Origin of the sequence: Acinetobacter sp. A47, assembly GCF_000805455.1 — a bacterium.
GTDB lineage: Bacteria > Pseudomonadota > Gammaproteobacteria > Pseudomonadales > Moraxellaceae > Acinetobacter.
This window is the reverse complement of the sequence record NZ_JSUS01000012.1, coordinates 130,778-148,233: the sequence shown is the minus strand read 5'-3', so window position 1 is coordinate 148,233 and position 17,456 is coordinate 130,778. Positions and strand designations below refer to the sequence as shown.

Below are 17,456 nucleotides of genomic sequence, written 5' to 3'. Positions count from 1 at the left end.
TTACAATTCGTTCTAAAATGTAAATAAAAAAGTTATTTTCAACAGAAGCAAAAAAAAACCAACACTTGCGTGTTGGGTTTTTGAGGGAACTTAGAAAATACGTTTGTCATCTTTTTGACGTTTCGGCAGTTTATCCATTTGCTGCAACACGGCTTGTGCAATATTGAGATAACTTTCGGCAGCAGCATCTTTGGCAATCACACTTGGTGTGCCCTGGTCGGCATGTTCGCGGATTTTAGCATCGAGGGGTAAACGGCCAAGCAATGGAATCTGGTATTGCGTTGACAATTGATCGCCACCGCCTGTACCAAAAATCTGCTCTTCATGTCCGCAATTCGAGCAGATATGGGTCGACATATTTTCAATCACACCCAGCACAGGGATATTCACTTTATTGAATAACTCAATGCCTTTGGTTGCATCCATCAGCGCGACATTTTGCGGTGTGGTGACAATGACCGCACCCGTAACCGGAATACGCTGTGCCAGAGTCAGCTGAATATCGCCCGTGCCCGGTGGCATATCTATAACCAGCACATTCAGATCAGGCCATAAGGTCTGGTTAAACAACTGCATCAATGCGCCGGTTGCTTTCGGCCCACGCCACGCCACAGGCGTATTGTGCTCACCAATTAAATGCCCGATCGACAATACTGCCATGCCATAAGCATCTAGGGGCACAAAGTTTTCATTTTCAATCAGTGGCGTTTTGCCGGCATTGCCCAACATGGTTGGAATGCTTGGGCCATAAATATCGGCATCCAGTACCCCTACTTTTAATCCGAGCTGCTGCAGTGCCAATGCAAGGTTTACTGTGGTGGTCGATTTACCGACACCGCCTTTACCAGACGACACCAGAATCACATTTTGAATGCGAGGGTGTGCCGCGACATCACGCTGTTGCGGCGCGGCTTTTTGGATTGGTGGATTGTTCGGGTCTGGCTCTGCCTTGGGCGAAGCATCCATCACTGGTGGCAAATTACTATTTTCTGTTTTTGGTTTGGATGAACAACCATGACCCGCCTCACCATGCGCGGCCTGCTTCTGCTGGATCACATGCAGGTTTAACTCCTGAATGCCACATTTTTCCAATGCTTCGGCCAGTTCATCATGTATCTGTTGCAAATGCTCTTTTTCTTGGGGAAAGGTATTGATGGTCAGCTGTAAAACGCGGCCCTGAACATTGAGCTGGCTAATGCGGTCTTTTAGCGCATGTTCTGAATGCGGCAAGACATAATTTTGTAGCACTGTTTGAATCTCGTCTTCCTTCACTTCTTGCGCTGGTGAAAAAACAGATTTTAAGGAAGAAAGCCACGACATTTTGTTTGCTCCAAAAACAGATCAACATCTCACTGAATTTGCCTAGTTTAGCAGTATTGAAGAAACGACGCTCATTTCAACACAGATAATTGCTCATTTTTTATAGTAACTTTTCTGCTTTGGATTGCTCTGCCCAATAACGCATACATTTTAGCAGGAATAGCGATCTTGATTGGCACGAGACTGGATATTCAGTCTCATGTTGCCCAGACATTTTTAAATCCCTTTAAATAAAAAAAATCCCCAAACATAGCGTAGAGAGGTTTGGGGAAGTCTTTTAACCTATGCACTGATTAAAGGTATTAACCTTTGAATTTATTGATGGTATCGGTTGCTGCTTTCTTTAAATCATCCAGCTTGTGGCTGGCCTGAGCTTTAAGATCGTCAAATTTTGCTGCAGCTTCATCTTTCAATTCAGCAGCTTTGGCCTTGGCATCATCCAGCTTATGACCGGCTTCTTCTTTCAAGTGGCCAAACTTGTCTTGCACCGCATGCTGGGTATCTTCAAGTTTTGCCTTGATATCATCCACCTTGTTGGAAAGCGCTTCTTTGCCTTCGGCATTTTGTTCAGAAACATCTTTCTTTAAGTCATCCAGCGCTTTTTCACCTTTTAACTTCAGTTCTGCGGCAGAATGCTTCAAGTCATCCACTGCTTTTTCACCTTGTAGCTGAGTTTCTTTTGCTTTATGTTTCAAGTCATCGCCCAATTCGGCTGCCTGGTTTTTTAATTCATCAAGTTTTTCATTTGTCATGGTATTTCCTCACTATAGGTAAAAAACATATTGTTTGGAGCAAATTTAGTTATACCGTGTTTAGCCTTGATTTTTATTGTTCGCTGCAAATTGAAACAAATGAAATACAGGAATATTCAAATAATTGCCGAACGATAAATTATTTTATTATCAGCTATAAAAAGCATAAAAATGAATAATATCCAGACTAGTAAATAAAATCCTGCCGTAAAATCTGATAAAGCACATGCCAGCTCAGCGGATGATCTTTGGCTAAAGCCGGATGCTGAAACTCACCGGCTTTGCTCATGTTTAATTTATGCATAACCCTTTGCGATTTCACATTTTCCAGCGTGGTAAAGGCCACGACCTTGTCCAGTTTTAACTGCCCAAAAGCAAATGCAAGCGCAGCTCGGGCGGCTTCAGGCGCATAACCCTGTCCCCAATAAGCCTGATCGAGTCGCCAGCCAATTTCCACGCAAGGCGAAAACGAAAATTGTGCCGGTTGCTCATGCAATCCGGTAAAACCAATAAATTGCTGGGTGTGTTTTAACTCAACCGCCCAAAAGCCCCAGCCTTGCGTGTCAATAATTGATTTCATGCGCTCAATCAAGGCATCGCTTTCTGCCCGCGTCAGCAGGTTCGGAAAGTACTGCATCACTTGCGGATTGCTACTCATGGCAGCAAAGGCTTCATTGTCTTCTGCCTGCTACTGTCTGAGGCGTAAGTGGACTGTTTCGATCATTTTTACAACCAATAAATATGTATTAAAAATGATTCACCATATTAAGGAGACAGATCGGATATACTGCTGAAAATATCTCAATCATAGACCTTGTTGTCAAAATTGCCTATATGAATGAAAATGAACTTTTAGAAATTCAGCAGGAACTTCAGGCTCAGGAAAAACGCTTGAAGTACATTCTTTCCAGTAAAAGAAGAATCCAGAACATGATTCTGTCTTTTGAAAAAGATCTGGCTGAACAGTTAATTCCTGTTATTGATCACATCAGTGATGATAAAGCACCGGTTGAAAGCAGTCTGGCACTGACCATTTGCTGGAAATTTTCCAAGGCCGAGTTCCCGAAAACCGTACATTGGTGCAGCGAACTCAGCATTACTGATCTTGAAATCAAAGATCAGTTTACGGTGGTGTTAAAAGCGCAAGCCTGGTTAGGAACGTTAGGCAGTGATGAACTGTGGCAAACCCCGATGTTTGCTGAGATTACGCTTGACCCGAAAACGGACGGCTTAAAGAGCTATTACATCCATTTCCTGTCTAAAGGAAAAGTCATTTCGTTAAGAAAGAACTCCAAGCACAGCATCTCAGTCAAGCAAATGCAAAGTATGTAATCCTTCGGGATGCATACTTTGTTATCCAGTTCTATAAAAGCCAACCCGATACATCAATACGACTGCAAATCCTTTTTCCTTATGTCTGACCAGCGCTAATCGGGTTTATCCAAATAAAAATAGCTCAGACATACCCCTCCTGTATCTACAGTGCCTTGAAAAGTTTTCACTGAATCCCTTGTGCAAGACGGGGTCAAGTCATGTAAAATCATCTGCCTTGCAAATACGAATGAGAGAACAATATCCGTGCGTAAAATTTTAGTCACCAATGCCCTACCTTATGCCAATGGTCCTATCCATATGGGTCACTTACTCGGTTATATCCAGGCTGATATTTGGGTTCGTGCGATGCGTGCAATGGGCCATGATGTGACTTATGTATGTGCGGATGATGCTCACGGGACCGCGATCATGCTACGTGCTGAAGCCAATGGCATCAGTCCTGAACAGCAGATTGCCAATGTCCAGAAAGAACATATTCGTGATTTTGATGGTTTTGGCGTACATTTCGATCACTATGATTCAACCCATAGTGATGCCAACAAAGCGCGTGCTTCAGAAATCTATCTCAAGAACCGTGAAGCAGGCAATATTGCCGTTCGTCCGGTTACCCAGCTGTTTGACCCTGAAAAAGGCATGTTCCTGTCTGACCGCTTCATCAAAGGCACATGTCCGAAATGTAAAGCAGAAGACCAGTACGGCGACTCATGTGAAGTCTGCGGTACAACCTATAATGCCACTGAACTGGAAAACCCGCGTTCAACCTTGAGCGGTGCAACACCGGTAGAAAAATCATCAGATCACTATTTCTTTAAATTACCAAACTTTGCAGAATACTTGCAGAAATGGACCCGTGATCAAGGCCGTTTGCCGCTGTCTATTGCCAACAAACTGGACGAATGGTTTGATGCTGGCCTTGCGGACTGGGATATTTCGCGTGATGCGCCTTATTTCGGTTTTGAAATTCCAGATGCGCCAAACAAATATTTCTATGTCTGGGTCGATGCACCGATTGGTTATATGTCGAGTTTTGAAAACTACATCAAAATCAAACGCCCTGATCTCAGCTTCGATGATTTCTGGAAAAAAGACAGCGATAAAGAAGTTTATCACTTCATCGGTAAAGACATCGTTTACTTCCATGCCCTGTTCTGGCCGGCCATGCTGGAGGGTGCCAACTACCGTACCCCATCCGGTTTATTCGTAAATGGTTTCTTGACTGTCAACGGACAGAAGATGTCAAAGTCTCGTGGTACCTTCATTAAAGCTGAAACCTATTTACAGCATTTGAACCCTGAATATTTACGTTATTACTTTGCCTCTAAACTTTCAGACAAGGTTGAAGATTCGGACTTGAACCTGGATGACTTCGTTCAGAAAGTGAATTCTGACCTTGTGGGTAAAGTGGTGAATATTGCCAGCCGTTGTGCCAAATTCATTAACAGCAACTTCAACAATACCTTGTCGAATACATGTGCAGAGCCTGAACTGGTGCAAAGCTTTATTGATGCAGGCGATTCAATTGCACAGGCTTATGAAGCACGAGAATTTTCAACTGCAATTCGCGAAATCATGGCCTTGGCTGACCGTGCCAATCAGTATATCGATGAGAAAAAACCGTGGGCACTGGCCAAGCAAGAAGGTCAGGACCAACAAGTTCATGATGTGTGTTCGGTCGGCATCAACCTGTTCCGTCAACTTGCGATTTATTTGGCGCCAGTCTTACCAACGCTTGCTGCACAGGTTCAAGCTTTCTTACAACTTGAAAGCTTTGACTTTGCATCACGTCAGCAGATCTTGCTTGGTCATGAAATTGCTCAATTCCAGCCGTTAATGCAACGTGTCGACCCTAAAGCGGTCGCTGCCATGGTAGAAGCCTCTAAAGATTCTTTAGCTGCGGCAGAAGCGCCAAAAGCCGAGAAGAAAAAAGACAAGAAAGCCGAGAAAAAGCCTGAGCCAAAAGCAGGTGAAGCTGAAATTATCGGCATTGAAGACTTCATGAAGGTTGATCTTCGTGTGGCAAAAGTACTGCAAGCTGCAACGGTTGAAGGTTCTGATAAATTGCTGCAATTGACTTTGGATGTCGGTGAAGCTGAACCGCGTAATGTATTTAGTGGTATCCGTGAGTTTTATCAGCCTGAACAGCTTAAAGACAAATTGGTGGTGATGGTGGCAAACCTTGCACCACGCAAGATGCGTTTTGGTATTTCTAACGGTATGGTGCTTGCTGCTGGAAATGGCGAAGGTGTATGGGTGATTTCACCTGAATCTGGCGCAAAACCGGGTGATAAAGTCTCTTAAAGCATAAAAATTGAAAGGGCTTCTTCGGAGGCCCTTTTTTTATTTGGCTGATTTGAGGACAATACTCCATCAATGATAACGACATCGGGTAAAACATGTTCCAGAAAATAATAGCCTTTCTTTTATTCAGCATTTTTTGTTTGCAGGGTGCAGTCGCTCAGGTACCTGAATATCACTTTAGTCCGCAAGTGCAAAAAGCCAAAGACCAGATGCAACTGACTTTAAATACCTTATTCCAAATGGAGCAGGAAGATAAAAATGCCAAGGTTGATCCTGCCCTCAAAAAGTTAATGCTGAAAAATGATGAGAAACAAATCACCCGATATGTCGACCAGCAAAAAAAGCTGTTCGTTCAACACATGAATGACCAGATTCAGCACGGCGATGCAACTGCTACGGTGGCACTGCTCGAGTTTGCATTATTTTTTAATGATGATGAGTTACAGGAAAAAATCGATCTTGCACCTTTACAACAACTGTCAGATCAAAACGATGCTTATGCAAGCTATCTGCTGGCGCAACAGTTCAAACTGACAAAGGACTATATTCCCCTGCTGGAGAAAGCAGGCCAGCAAGGCTCTGTGGCCGCACAAATGACACTTGCAGACGAATACGGTTTTCGGCTTCCGGTTGAACAGCAAGATGCCAAAAAAGCCGCGTTTTGGGCAAATAAGGCCAAACAGAACTTAGGCGAAGCAGCTTACACCGAGCAGAAGTGTGCGTTGGCAAACTGTGATCTAGAAGAATTTGAAATGGTAGATTTTTCCAAACAGCCCCAACCATAACATGAAATTAAAACAGAACAGTTTCCCTAATCATCCGCCGACACAGGCGGATTTTTTTGTTGGGAAATTATCCCCATCAGGTTGTAATTCATGTTAAAAGTGTTGTTTCTCTAATAACTTTAATGATCTTATGAAAAAAACAGCCTTACTTCTTTCCGCCTCACTCTTGAGCAGCTTTTCTTTACTGAGCCATGCAGAAATAGCCAAAACACAGCCACTCACCGAACAACAAAAACAGGTTGCAGGCTTTTACCAGCACCAAGTCGGTGATGTACAAATCACTGCATTGCTGGATGGCACCAACTTTATGTCGCCAAGCCTGTTTAAAGATATTTCACCGCAACAAGTTCAACAGATCCTGAAAAAGTACTATGCAGATCAAGACAAAGGTGTACAGACCTCCATCAATGCCTTCCTCGTCAATACCGGAAAATCACTGGTTTTAGTCGATAGCGGTGCAGCCAGTTGTTTTGGCCCCCATTTAGGTTCAATCCTGAAAAATCTGGTCGCTTCGGGTTATAAACCTGAACAGGTGGATACCATCTTACTGACCCATTTACACCCTGACCATGTCTGTGGCATCAGTAAAGATGGCGTTGCCAATTTTCCCAATGCAACCGTGTATGTCTCCAATGACGAAGCCAGTTACTGGTTAGATCCCAAACAGGCAGCCAAGCTTGCAAAAGACAAACAGGCGGGTTACGAAGCAACAGTGAAGCAAATCAAGCAGGCAATTGCACCTTACCAAGCCAAGCAACGCTTTAAAACTTATAAACCCGGTGATGACATTCAGGGCTTTAAAGTCATTAACACGGCGGGACATACGCCGGGCCACTTTAGTTATGAACTCAAAAGCAAAGGCGAAAGCGTAGTGTTTATTGGCGATATTGTGCATTCACATACCGTACAGTTTGACCAACCTAAAACAGCAATTGAATATGATATTGACCCGAAAAAGGCGGTTGAAACGCGCTTGAAACAGTTCTCCGATTTTGCCAAAAACGGACAAACCATTGCCGCACCGCATTTACCCTTCCCGGGGATTGGGCATATTTACTCAGCTGATGGCAAGCGCTATCAATGGATGCCGGTGCATTTTAAAGATTAAGCCAAACCCATTGATTTTAGGCCATAAAAAAGCGACCTTTGTGGTCGCTTTTTCTGTGGCATTATTTCATTCCAAAAATCAGTTTTAGTCCCAACAGCGTCATCACCCCGCCTGCAATACGGTCAAACAGTGACTTGGATTTTAAATAGACTTTGCGTGGCCCCTCTGCCGACAAGGCAACCGCCACCAGCGAATACCAACCTGCATCAATAAAGAAACACAACATCGGTAACACGACATAGAAATAAGCCGGAATGTCTTTGGGTAATAAGGCAGTGAAAATACTGGCAAGAATAATGGCAATTTTCGGGTTACTGAGCTGGGTAATCAGTCCTAAACGGAAAGCCTGCGCATAGCTCATCTGATTCACAGTACCATTGACTGCTTCCATTGGCTCTTTGGCATGTTTAATGATCTTATAGGCCAGCCAAAGCAAATACAGGCCGCCAAATACTTTTAAAGCAATATAGGCCGAGGGCACCGCCAATAAAATTGCCTGTAAGCCCATGACCGCCAGCAAACCAAACAAGGCTGCGCCCGTGCCTGTACCTAAAGCGGTAAACAGGCCGTGTTTACGTGAAATCGCAATTGAATTCTTCGCCACATAAATAAATGTAGGGCCGGGACTCATCGCCCCCAACATTAAGGCCAACGCAATTGAGCCTAAAATCAATAACGATTCCAAGATCACCTCTAGATTAGAATAATTTTCAGGCAATGATTTTACTTAAAAACAGCAGCAAGAAGATAGATGAATTTTGATGCATCTTATCAATTTTTCAGTATTTAAAAGTGCTTGAGGTTCTGGGCAAGTAAAAGCCAGCTTAAACCGATCTGGATGAACAAACTTATTTCACAGATCGAACCTGACCAGCATTTACCCGCCCTAGCCCTCACTCCTGAATCGGTTTGCCATTTTGTTTCAGTAATTTCCCGTCATAGCTATAGGTCATTTTTTTCTGGGCGATTTTACGTTTTTGTGCCTCACTTTCCGGTGCTCCCATAAAGTCCGGCATGGTCACCACAATTTGATCAGGCTTGGCTGTCACCTTGATCAGATCTGAACATGAACCAAAAGCAGGAGAAACCGTCAGTTTCTGCTTCGGACTAATTTTCACAAAATACAGTTGCACTGGACAGCCACTGCCCCCGATGTCCTGCACCAGCACCACATCATCCATGTGTAATTGATAAATGCCTTCAACCGACAGGCCATTGTTACCTTCAATTTTTGGCAGCACCATTTTATGATTAAAATAGAGCGTTTCCTGTCCGCTATCTGGACTGACCTTTACCTGAACTTGACCATAACGCGTTTTATCGGCACTTTCAGCCGCAAAACTGCTATGCGCTGCCAGACCGGCCATGGCAGCAAGTACAAATTTCCACATCTTGTTTTCCTTCATCATTTTAATTTTACTCATCACCTTGTTTAATGATTTTCGGTTTTAAGCTACACGGATTTTCGACCTTGATCTCCTGAAAGTATTTCTCGCCGTCTTCCTCTGCCTCATAGCCAAAATTAAAGGAACCATCACTCTCATCAAGAAAAGTGGAATAGCCAATCTGTCTCATCTCGCTAAACTTTTGATCTTTTTTACTAATGCTTAAATAAGGCTTGCGTTCAGGCAGTCGATAAAACACCACTTTGTCATGTTTTTTGTCCAATTGTTCTTTAGTCACAAAACACTTTTGATCGGGTGACATTTGTAATAATTCAAAGAATTCCTGCTGCCTGTTATTCTGATCAAAGACTGTGAGTAGATGGGCAATCCCTGTAGCGCCGATTTCAAAACCAATCAGTTCTGGCTTGAATTGATAGGCCCTTGCGGTCTTGTTCCATTGCGATATCAAGACCTTTTCTTGCCCTTTATAGCTTTTTATATAGTCACAGGCATCCGTTTTTACATCACAGTTGCGTTGAATAATCCTGACCTGACCCGCCTGTGCCAAAACCTTTTCATTCGCCCAGAGCGATGTATGGCAACATAGCAAACCGATTGCCAAAATTAATCTATTTCTCATGATGATATTCCCAATCGATTTAAGCTGTGGTCTATGCTGTTGCTCCCCACAATAGACCGCCTATTCTGCTAAACATCGATTGGAAATTCAATGTCTTATTATTTTTTGTTCAAGCTCTAGAATGCAGGTGACAGCACCAGATACATCACTTCACTACGAAATGAACCATCTGCCTGAATCTGATAATACTGGCGAGTCTGGTCAGAAGCGTTGTGTTGTAAATACCGTATGGTCTGGACTGCATAATCAGGTGTTTGCATGCGCTCAGTCCAACTTTTAAACTCTAATTCTAGATGTTGTTTTTCAAACACTTCTATGCTGAAACCGGCATATTCAGCAAATCGGGCCCATTCTTGTAAACTATAGTTACGGACATGACTCGGGTCACGAATGGTTTCAATAGTCTGGAACAAGGTATCCATCACCGGATTTGAATTGCCCAGAATATCCACCATGATCACCTTTCCGTGGGGCGTCAGGACACGGTACATCTCACTCATGGCCTGAGCAACATTATGCCAGTGATGCGCTGAATAACGGCTAATAATGCAATCAAAACTCTGGTCTGCAAAAGGTAAGGCCTCGGCAGCACCTTGTACGGCCATGACATTATCAAGGCCCTTGTCTCTGGCCTGCCGGGCAACCAGTTCGACCATTGCCGGTGTCAGGTCATAGGCGGTTACCTGTTCGGCAAAAGGCGCAACCTGATAGCTGACATGACCACCGCCACAGCCCAGATCCAGTACGGTTTTAAATTGGCAGGACTGGATCAGTTGCTGCATTTTCTGGAATTCCATGCCCTGTGCATGCACGCTACTGGTGAAATAGGCCTGAGATTTGTCCTGATACTGCTGCTGGTTGACCTGATGTTGTGTGCTCATGTGCTTATCCTTGTTGGGCGGGTTTCGACTTACCATAACCAGCCCAAATCAAAAATAAAAATGATCATTTTTAATTTTATTCATAATAATAAGTTATCTATTCTAATCCGATCAGACTGGCTGCCACATTAATTGCGACCGCCAGAATGACGGTATTAAAAATAAAGGCCAGCACACAATGAAAGATATTCAGATGTCTGAGTGACGAGCTGGTAATAGAAACGTCGGCAGTTTGTGCAGAGGTACCAATGATATAGCTGAAATAGATAAAATCCAGATAGTCTGGCTGATCGGTTTTGGGAAAGTCCAGCCCGGCCTCCTGATGCCGGCTTTTGGCCAGGTAGTAATCATGCGCATAATGAATCGCAAATAAGGTATGCAGTAATAGCCAGGTGGAAAAAATGGTGCCGATGGTCAGCACAATCAGTGCACTTTTTAATACCGCGTGATCTTTAGGAACATGCCCCAATTGCACCACAATCGAAATAAAGCAGATCACAATCGCAATCAATACCATCGTCAGAATGGCCCACTTGCCTTCATCCTGTTGTTTGGCGCGTTGCAGGATATGGCTGGCATCCAGATGCCACATCATTTTCAGGATCAAAAACAGATAGAGCCAGATGGCAATATTCCATCCCAGCTGTAAACAGGTGGCCCAATGCCAGTGAGTAAACATGTATAGGGTGGCAAACAGTAACAGGCCTAATCCGAAAGTTAAGGATAAATAGGGCCGGTATTGAATGCCCCTTGCCAACCGTACAATAAAATCCTGCATTTTTATCTGTCCTTTTTTTTATTGATCGCTCTGAATCATCTATTGCTATGTGTTTTAGCACTGTGTGACCTGAAAATGGTCTCTGAAGCTGTTGATTTTACCGAAATTAAACAAAATATTTTTTAACGGCATATTTACTTCGGACAAAAATGTCCATCTAATTTATATTTAAGCTTTCAAGACATATCATTCATGGCAAAACGTCAGCAACTGGCAGCACATAATCGTGATGAACTCCTCAATGCAGCAGAAGAAATCTTCCGCAAGCAAGGCGTACATGTGCCGTTACAGGCCATCATTGACCATGCTGGTGTTGGACGCGCTACCTTCTATCGAAACTTTGCAGACCGCAAGGTGTTGATTGCGGCACTACTGGAACGGGCCATTGCCCGTCTGGAACAAAAAGCCGAAGCATTATCTGTCTATCCGGATGGCTTTATCCGTTTAATTGAAGGCCATGTCAACCAGCTTCCACATCTGGTGGTCCTGATTGATTACTGGCGGATTATTGATCGGCAAGACCCAATCATGTTAAACATCTACGAAAGGCGAGATAAAGCGTTGCAGCCACTGATCGATCAGGCCATCCGGCATCAACTTTGTCGTGATGATCTCACCCCACAAGATTTTGGTATGATTACAGCAATTCTGGGTGCCTCTTTTCAAGGACATCAGGCTGCTGATCAGGTACGATTGGCAAAACGGGCAATACAATTATTACTAAACGGCATTCGCGTGTAGTTCGAGGAAAACTATGGATAAAAGCCCTCGCTATCTAGAGACTCCTCCCGACTGGTCGGCGGATGAACGTCCAACCCTGCCCGGCTCACCAGCGGCTATTGCCCATGCCAGACCGAAACGGCTGGCCTATTTTGTCATCGGATTGTTTATCTGTATTGCTGCCAGTTTGAGTAATGGCTTTATTGTGGCAAATTTACCCATTTTTCAGGGTGAATATGGCTTAACCCCATCTCAGGCAGCATGGCTTCCCGCTGCCTATGTAATGGCCAATGTCAGCTCCAACCTGATCCTGTTTAAAGCCCGGCAGCAATATGGACTGCGCCTGTTTTCAGAAATAGGCCTGCTGGTCTTTATTGGTGTCCTGATCCTGCATATTTTTGTCAAAACCTATGAAATGGCACTGTTTGTGCGATTTATTGCCGGACTGGCGGCTGCACCGCTCAGCTCGCTTGGCATGTATTACACCATGCAGGCCTTTGGCAAAGCAGATATGGCCAAGGGGATTTATCTGGCCTTCGGCTTTCAGCAACTGGGGTTGCCTCTGGCGTGGATTATCTCGCCATTTCTGCTCAGTGCCAATCAGTGGGATGTGATCTATACCTTTGAGCTGGGGTTGGCAATCTGCTGTTTTGCCATGGTGGTGGCCTTGAAACTGCCCCGTAGCTTACGTCTGGAAGTATTTGAAAAACAGGATTTCTTTACCTTTGCCCTGCTGGCGCCCGGCTTCGCCTGCCTGTGTATTGTACTGACACAAGGCCCGATTTTGTGGTGGTTCAATAGTCCGTGGCTGGCCTATACCCTGATTGTTGGTTTCTGTCTGATCGTGCTCGGTCTGACATATGAACACTATCGGGCCAACCCGCTGATCATGACCCGCTGGTTGGCAACAGGTGACTTACTCAGTTTTGTAGTCAGTGCCTTTGCCCTGCGCCTGCTGATGTCGGAACAGAGTTATGCAGCCGTGAATTTTCTGAAGACCATGGGCATGGGACCAGATCAGTTCGTTCCACTGTACGGGGTGATTTTTTGTGGCACCATTGCCGGTTCGGTCTTTAGTGCCCTGACCTTTCATCGCGAGCGCCTGATCTTAAATCTGTTCCTCGCCGAATTCCTGATTCTTATTGCCTGTGCCCTCGACTATCATCTGACCAGCGATGTACGACCAGCCAATTTTTACCGAAGCCAGTTCCTTGTCAGTTTTGCCGGTGGCGTTTTTATCGGGCCGCTGCTGCTGATGGGCTTTATGCGAACCTTGCAACGTGGGCCACAATATGTGGTGACCTTCATTGTACTTTTCTCTGCAACACAAAACTTTGGCGGGCTGGTCGGTTCATCATTCTTTAATACCTACCAACAGCGCCATACCTATGACTACAAGGTTGAGATCAATAGCAACCTTGACCCGACTGACCCCGTGATTGCACAACGCCTGCAAAGCTATCAACGTAGTGCGATGACCAGTACCAATGACCCGGTTCTGCAAAACAATCAGGCACTACAAAACCTGAATAAGGTAGTCACGCGAGAGGCTCAGGTCCGGGCCTATAACGATGTAATCGCACTCAACGGTATTTTTGCCGTGGTGTTACTGCTCTGGGGATTATTTAAATATGTACGTAACCAGTATATCACCCGGAAAAATATACAAGCAGCCAGTTAATCCTATGGTATTTGATTGAGAAAACATGATGTCTGAACAAGATAAACCAGAGAACATAAATGCTCAGAACAGTGAGCAAGACAAGACCGCTCAGGCTGACAAGGCAACCGAGACCGTGGCGCAGATGCCGCCACCTCCTCCACCGCCAACCAGTAAGCTGATCAAGACCAAACGTTCGACCTTATGGTGGATGCTGCTGGTTTTACTGGTCGGGATTACCATTATCTTATGGGCGTGGCGCATTGGGCCATTTCACACCGCAATTGAGCAAACCGACAACAGTTATGTGAAAGGCAAAACCACTATTCTTTCGTCACAGATTAATGGCTATATCAAGGATGTACTGGTCAAAGACTTTGATCATGTCAAGCAGGGTCAGGTGCTGATGCATATTGATGCCACCACTTACGACCAGAAAGTCGCCCAAGCTGTTTCAGGCGTGGAACAGGCAGAAAATAGCCTGGCCAATCAGACTCAGGCCATTGCCCAGCGTCAGGCCGATGTGGTCGCAGCGCAGGCCAAACTGGATCAGGTTAAGGCACAATATGACCTGTCGGTTGCGCAACTCAAACGCTATCAACAGTTAGGTGACAGTGGTGCAGCCTCAAAATCGGAACAGGATAAAGCAGCAGCCGATGCCCAGAATAATCTGGCCTTGCTCAAGCAGGCGCAAGCCAATATTCTGGTGGCTCAAGAAGCATTAAAAACGGCTCAGGTGGCTGAAGCCGGTTTAAAGGCACAGGTCAATAGCGCTCAGGCCCAGCTGGATCAGGCCAATACCACCAAGGATTACAGTACCATTGTAGCCCCACTGGATGGTCAGCTGGGTGAGGTCAACCCGCGTGTTGGACAGTATGTTGCAGCAGGGACACAATTGCTGTATTTAATTCCGCAACAAACCTGGGTGATTGCCAACTTTAAGGAAACCCAGATTGCCAATATGAAAATTGGCCAGAAAGCCTATTTCACGGTAGATGCCATGAACCATCAGAAGTTTACAGGGCACGTGGAACAGATCTCCCCGGCTGCTGGTTCAGAGTTCAGTGTATTGAAACCCGATAATGCCACAGGCAACTTTACCAAAGTGGTGCAACGTATTTCGGTACGTATAGCTATTGATCCCGGCCAGAAAGGCATGGAAAACCTGCGTCCCGGGATGTCGGTGATTACTTCGGTCGATACCGCTTCCTGAACATCTACTGATATTCTCGATCAAATCCATTTACAATGTGATCAAGCTGATTTTTTATGACTGAAAATGTTTGATCACATTGCTTTTCCCATTCCCTATCAAACATTGCAACGTGCAGGAACCGTTCAGCTCGACCTGAAACGTCTGGACCTGATTCATCCGCACATTTCGGGAAATAAGTTTTTTAAACTGAAATACAACCTGCTTAAGGCAAAACAACAAGGTTGCAATACACTCCTGACCTTTGGAGGCGCCTTTTCTAACCATATTGCGGCGACAGCCTATGCCGCACACGCTTTTGGTTTTCAGAGTATTGGGCTCATCCGGGGTGAAGAGCTAGCCACTCAAGCCTTGAATCCAACCCTACAAACAGCACACGATTTGGGGATGCACCTGCATTTTGTGAGTCGGGCCGAATATCGGCTGCGCCATGAAACCGCGTATTTACAGCAATTACAACAGCGCTATCCACAAGCATTGATTATTCCTGAAGGAGGCACTAATGCATTGGCGCTACAAGGAACACAGGAAATCTTAACTGAAGATGACCGAGAAAATTATGACGTGATTTGCTGTGCAGTCGGCACCGGTGGAACCATTGCAGGCATTATTGAAAGCAGCTCAGAACAGCAACAGGTTTTAGGTTTTTCTGCCCTGAAAGGTGATTTCCTGCAACAGGAGATCCAGCAATGGACCAATAAACAGAACTGGTCTTTAACTGATGCCTATTGTTGTGGTGGTTATGCCAGAACCAGTCCGGAACTATTGCAATTCATGCAGCAGTTTGAACAGCAATATGCGATTCCTCTGGAGCAGGTCTATACCGCCAAAATGATGATGGGCCTGTTTGACCTGATTCAGCAACGCTATTTTCCGGAAAATACCAGAATTCTGGCGATTCATACAGGCGGTTTGCAAGGAAAATTGAAAACATATTAAAAGCTGTATAAATCTTTTATAATTGCCCGCTTTTCGTCGATCAGGTAATGCGCATGGTTCATCAAGTTGATGTTGTGGTTTTAGGTGCAGGTGCATCGGGCTTGATGTTGGCTGCTGAAGCAGGCAAACGTGGGCGTTCCGTGGTTGTACTTGAAAAAGCCAACAAGGTCGGTAAGAAGATTCTGATGTCTGGTGGGGGTAAATGTAACTTTACCAATCTGGAAGTAGAACCTGCAAACTACCTTTCTGAAAATCCGCATTTCGTGATTTCTGCACTCACCCGCTATACCAACTGGGATTTCATTGGACTGGTGTGTGAATACGGGATTGAATATGAAGAGCGCAAGCACGGTCAGCTCTTTACCCTGAAAGGCTCAAAACAGATTCTTGAGCTGTTACTGGCAGAATGTGCCAAGGCCAAGCGTGTACAGATTCAGACTCAATGCGATGTACAGCAAGTCAGGGCACAGGCAGATTCAGGCTTTATCATCGAAACCAGTCAAGCGACCTATCAATGTGAATCGCTGGTGGTGGCAACAGGTGGTTTGTCTATTCCAACTCTGGGTGGCTCCGGCTTTGGCTATGAACTGGCACAGCAGTTCGGGCATCATGTTTTCCCGACCCGTGCGGGTCTGGTGCCCTTCACCTTCTCCGACCAGTTCAAAGAAGTCACCACCCGTTTAAGTGGTAATGCGCTAGAGGCGACCTTGATGAATGAACGTCATCAGTTTACCGAAGCCTTACTGTTTACCCATCGCGGGCTCAGTGGCCCAAGCTCCTTGCAACTTTCCAACTACTGGCAGGTAGGAGAAAGCTTTAAAATTGATTTCTTTCCAGCTCAGGACTTTGCCCAATTCTTCAAAGAAAAGAAAAAGTCACAGCCGAAAGTGCTGCTACGTACTTTGCTGAATGAATTGACAGCCAAAAGTATCGTGCTTGAATTACAGCAATTGATCTGGGCCGAACACAGCGAAACGGCGATTGGCAATATCAGCGATGCACAGCTTGAGCAGATTGCTGCACAACTGCATGCCTTTACCGTCAAACCTTCTGGAACAGAAGGCTACCGAACGGCGGAAGTCACCCTGGGCGGTGTTGATACCAGCGAAGTCTCATCCAAGACCATGGAAAGTAAAAAGCAGAAAGGTCTCTATTTTATTGGTGAAGTGCTGGATGTAACAGGACACCTCGGAGGATATAATTTCCAGTGGGCATGGTCATCTGCACAGGCAGCCGCCCAGTTTGTCTAAGCCTCAAGGGTCAAATCTGCTACTTCAATCAACCTGTTTCAAGGCTGTTGTTCTGAAGAGTTCGCGGCTTCTGAAGATGGTAATTTCTGCGTATTTTCCAGTGTCTTGGCTTTTTCAGGATTCGACTTCGCCACCACAAACTTATAGGCACTTGCCAAAAAACCAACAGTAATCCCGGCAATGATAACCGGTGCAAATACACGATTTGGCCTCTTCATTCTGTTCTCCTATCGACTTTTTATGTAGAGACTATGGGGACTCTATCTATAATTGAATTGCTTTTGGGGCCAAGTTTTAGCCAAATCCCGCCTGTGGCATGTCACGACATCTGCCACAGCTTGCCCTGTAAGTTTGAACAAGTTAAACGACCGGGTAGCGGATAGCGCTCATTA

The 17,456-nt window shown here is 45.1% G+C and carries 17 protein-coding genes and 1 pseudogene; 9 read left to right on the top strand and 9 right to left on the bottom strand.

Features of this window, described 5'->3' with window-relative positions; translation table 11 throughout:
• Positions 1 to 90 precede the first annotated feature (90 nt).
• The 3 genes and pseudogenes from apbC to OC23_RS04565 form a co-directional block, all read right to left on the bottom strand.
• On the bottom strand, positions 91 to 1,320 hold the full coding sequence (gene apbC, locus OC23_RS04575; protein ID WP_038343119.1) for an iron-sulfur cluster carrier protein ApbC: 1,230 nt from the start codon (positions 1,318 to 1,320) through the stop codon (positions 91 to 93).
• A gap of 302 nt (positions 1,321 to 1,622) precedes the next feature.
• The gene (locus tag OC23_RS04570) at positions 1,623 to 2,072 is read right to left on the bottom strand and encodes a hypothetical protein (protein ID WP_038343118.1); all 450 of its coding nucleotides are present in this window, start codon (positions 2,070 to 2,072) and stop codon (positions 1,623 to 1,625) included.
• Positions 2,073 to 2,259: 187 nt separating this feature from the next.
• Positions 2,260 to 2,796: pseudogene (locus OC23_RS04565) on the bottom strand (GNAT family N-acetyltransferase).
• Positions 2,797 to 2,906: 110 nt separating this feature from the next.
• Here OC23_RS04565 and OC23_RS04560 point away from each other — a divergent pair.
• The 4 genes from OC23_RS04560 (at position 2,907) to OC23_RS04545 (ending at position 7,598) form a co-directional block, all read left to right on the top strand.
• Positions 2,907 to 3,404 (top strand): hypothetical protein, encoded by a 498-nt coding sequence (locus OC23_RS04560; protein ID WP_038343117.1) that lies wholly within the window; start codon positions 2,907 to 2,909, stop codon positions 3,402 to 3,404.
• A gap of 246 nt (positions 3,405 to 3,650) precedes the next feature.
• Positions 3,651 to 5,705: a methionine--tRNA ligase gene (gene metG / locus OC23_RS04555; protein WP_038343116.1), complete on the top strand. Its 2,055-nt coding sequence runs from the start codon at positions 3,651 to 3,653 to the stop codon at positions 5,703 to 5,705.
• 140 nt (positions 5,706 to 5,845) lie between these two features.
• Complete coding sequence (locus OC23_RS04550; RefSeq protein WP_227505535.1) at positions 5,846 to 6,490, top strand: sel1 repeat family protein; 645 nt, start codon at positions 5,846 to 5,848, stop codon at positions 6,488 to 6,490.
• Between the two features lie 130 nt (positions 6,491 to 6,620).
• Positions 6,621 to 7,598 carry an MBL fold metallo-hydrolase gene (locus tag OC23_RS04545; protein WP_038343114.1) on the top strand — a complete coding sequence of 326 codons (978 nt, stop codon included), beginning with the start codon at positions 6,621 to 6,623 and terminating at the stop codon, positions 7,596 to 7,598.
• A 61-nt stretch (positions 7,599 to 7,659) separates the two neighbouring features.
• Here OC23_RS04545 and OC23_RS04540 read toward each other — a convergent pair whose 3' ends face one another.
• The 5 genes from OC23_RS04540 to OC23_RS04520 all read right to left on the bottom strand — a co-directional run bounded on the left by OC23_RS04540 (position 7,660) and on the right by OC23_RS04520 (position 11,282).
• On the bottom strand, positions 7,660 to 8,283 hold the full coding sequence (locus OC23_RS04540; protein ID WP_038343113.1) for a LysE family translocator: 624 nt from the start codon (positions 8,281 to 8,283) through the stop codon (positions 7,660 to 7,662).
• A 208-nt stretch (positions 8,284 to 8,491) separates the two neighbouring features.
• On the bottom strand, positions 8,492 to 9,007 hold the full coding sequence (locus tag OC23_RS04535; RefSeq protein WP_038343112.1) for a hypothetical protein: 516 nt from the start codon (positions 9,005 to 9,007) through the stop codon (positions 8,492 to 8,494).
• A 7-nt stretch (positions 9,008 to 9,014) separates the two neighbouring features.
• Positions 9,015 to 9,623, bottom strand: coding sequence for a hypothetical protein (locus OC23_RS04530; protein ID WP_038343111.1), 609 nt, complete (start codon positions 9,621 to 9,623; stop codon positions 9,015 to 9,017).
• A gap of 116 nt (positions 9,624 to 9,739) precedes the next feature.
• Positions 9,740 to 10,504, bottom strand: a complete 765-nt coding sequence (locus tag OC23_RS04525; protein WP_038343109.1) for a class I SAM-dependent methyltransferase — start codon at positions 10,502 to 10,504, stop codon at positions 9,740 to 9,742.
• Positions 10,505 to 10,601: 97 nt separating this feature from the next.
• Positions 10,602 to 11,282 carry a DUF1345 domain-containing protein gene (locus OC23_RS04520; RefSeq protein WP_038343107.1) on the bottom strand — a complete coding sequence of 227 codons (681 nt, stop codon included), beginning with the start codon at positions 11,280 to 11,282 and terminating at the stop codon, positions 10,602 to 10,604.
• A 192-nt stretch (positions 11,283 to 11,474) separates the two neighbouring features.
• Between OC23_RS04520 and OC23_RS04515 the strand changes: the two genes are divergently transcribed.
• From OC23_RS04515 to OC23_RS04495, 5 genes are all read left to right on the top strand, one after another.
• Positions 11,475 to 12,023: a TetR/AcrR family transcriptional regulator gene (locus OC23_RS04515; protein ID WP_038343105.1), complete on the top strand. Its 549-nt coding sequence runs from the start codon at positions 11,475 to 11,477 to the stop codon at positions 12,021 to 12,023.
• A 13-nt stretch (positions 12,024 to 12,036) separates the two neighbouring features.
• Positions 12,037 to 13,683, top strand: a complete 1,647-nt coding sequence (locus OC23_RS04510; protein WP_038343103.1) for an MFS transporter — start codon at positions 12,037 to 12,039, stop codon at positions 13,681 to 13,683.
• 124 nt (positions 13,684 to 13,807) lie between these two features.
• Positions 13,808 to 14,875: an HlyD family secretion protein gene (locus OC23_RS04505; RefSeq protein ID WP_227505539.1), complete on the top strand. Its 1,068-nt coding sequence runs from the start codon at positions 13,808 to 13,810 to the stop codon at positions 14,873 to 14,875.
• A gap of 66 nt (positions 14,876 to 14,941) precedes the next feature.
• Complete coding sequence (locus OC23_RS04500) at positions 14,942 to 15,814, top strand: 1-aminocyclopropane-1-carboxylate deaminase/D-cysteine desulfhydrase (protein ID WP_038343099.1); 873 nt, start codon at positions 14,942 to 14,944, stop codon at positions 15,812 to 15,814.
• A 53-nt stretch (positions 15,815 to 15,867) separates the two neighbouring features.
• Entirely contained in the window at positions 15,868 to 17,064 is a 1,197-nt protein-coding gene (locus tag OC23_RS04495) for an NAD(P)/FAD-dependent oxidoreductase (RefSeq protein ID WP_038343098.1), read from the top strand.
• Between the two features lie 38 nt (positions 17,065 to 17,102).
• Here the strand turns inward: OC23_RS04495 and OC23_RS04490 are convergent, their stop codons facing one another.
• Positions 17,103 to 17,282, bottom strand: coding sequence for a hypothetical protein (locus OC23_RS04490; protein WP_038343097.1), 180 nt, complete (start codon positions 17,280 to 17,282; stop codon positions 17,103 to 17,105).
• Positions 17,283 to 17,456: the final 174 nt, after the last annotated feature.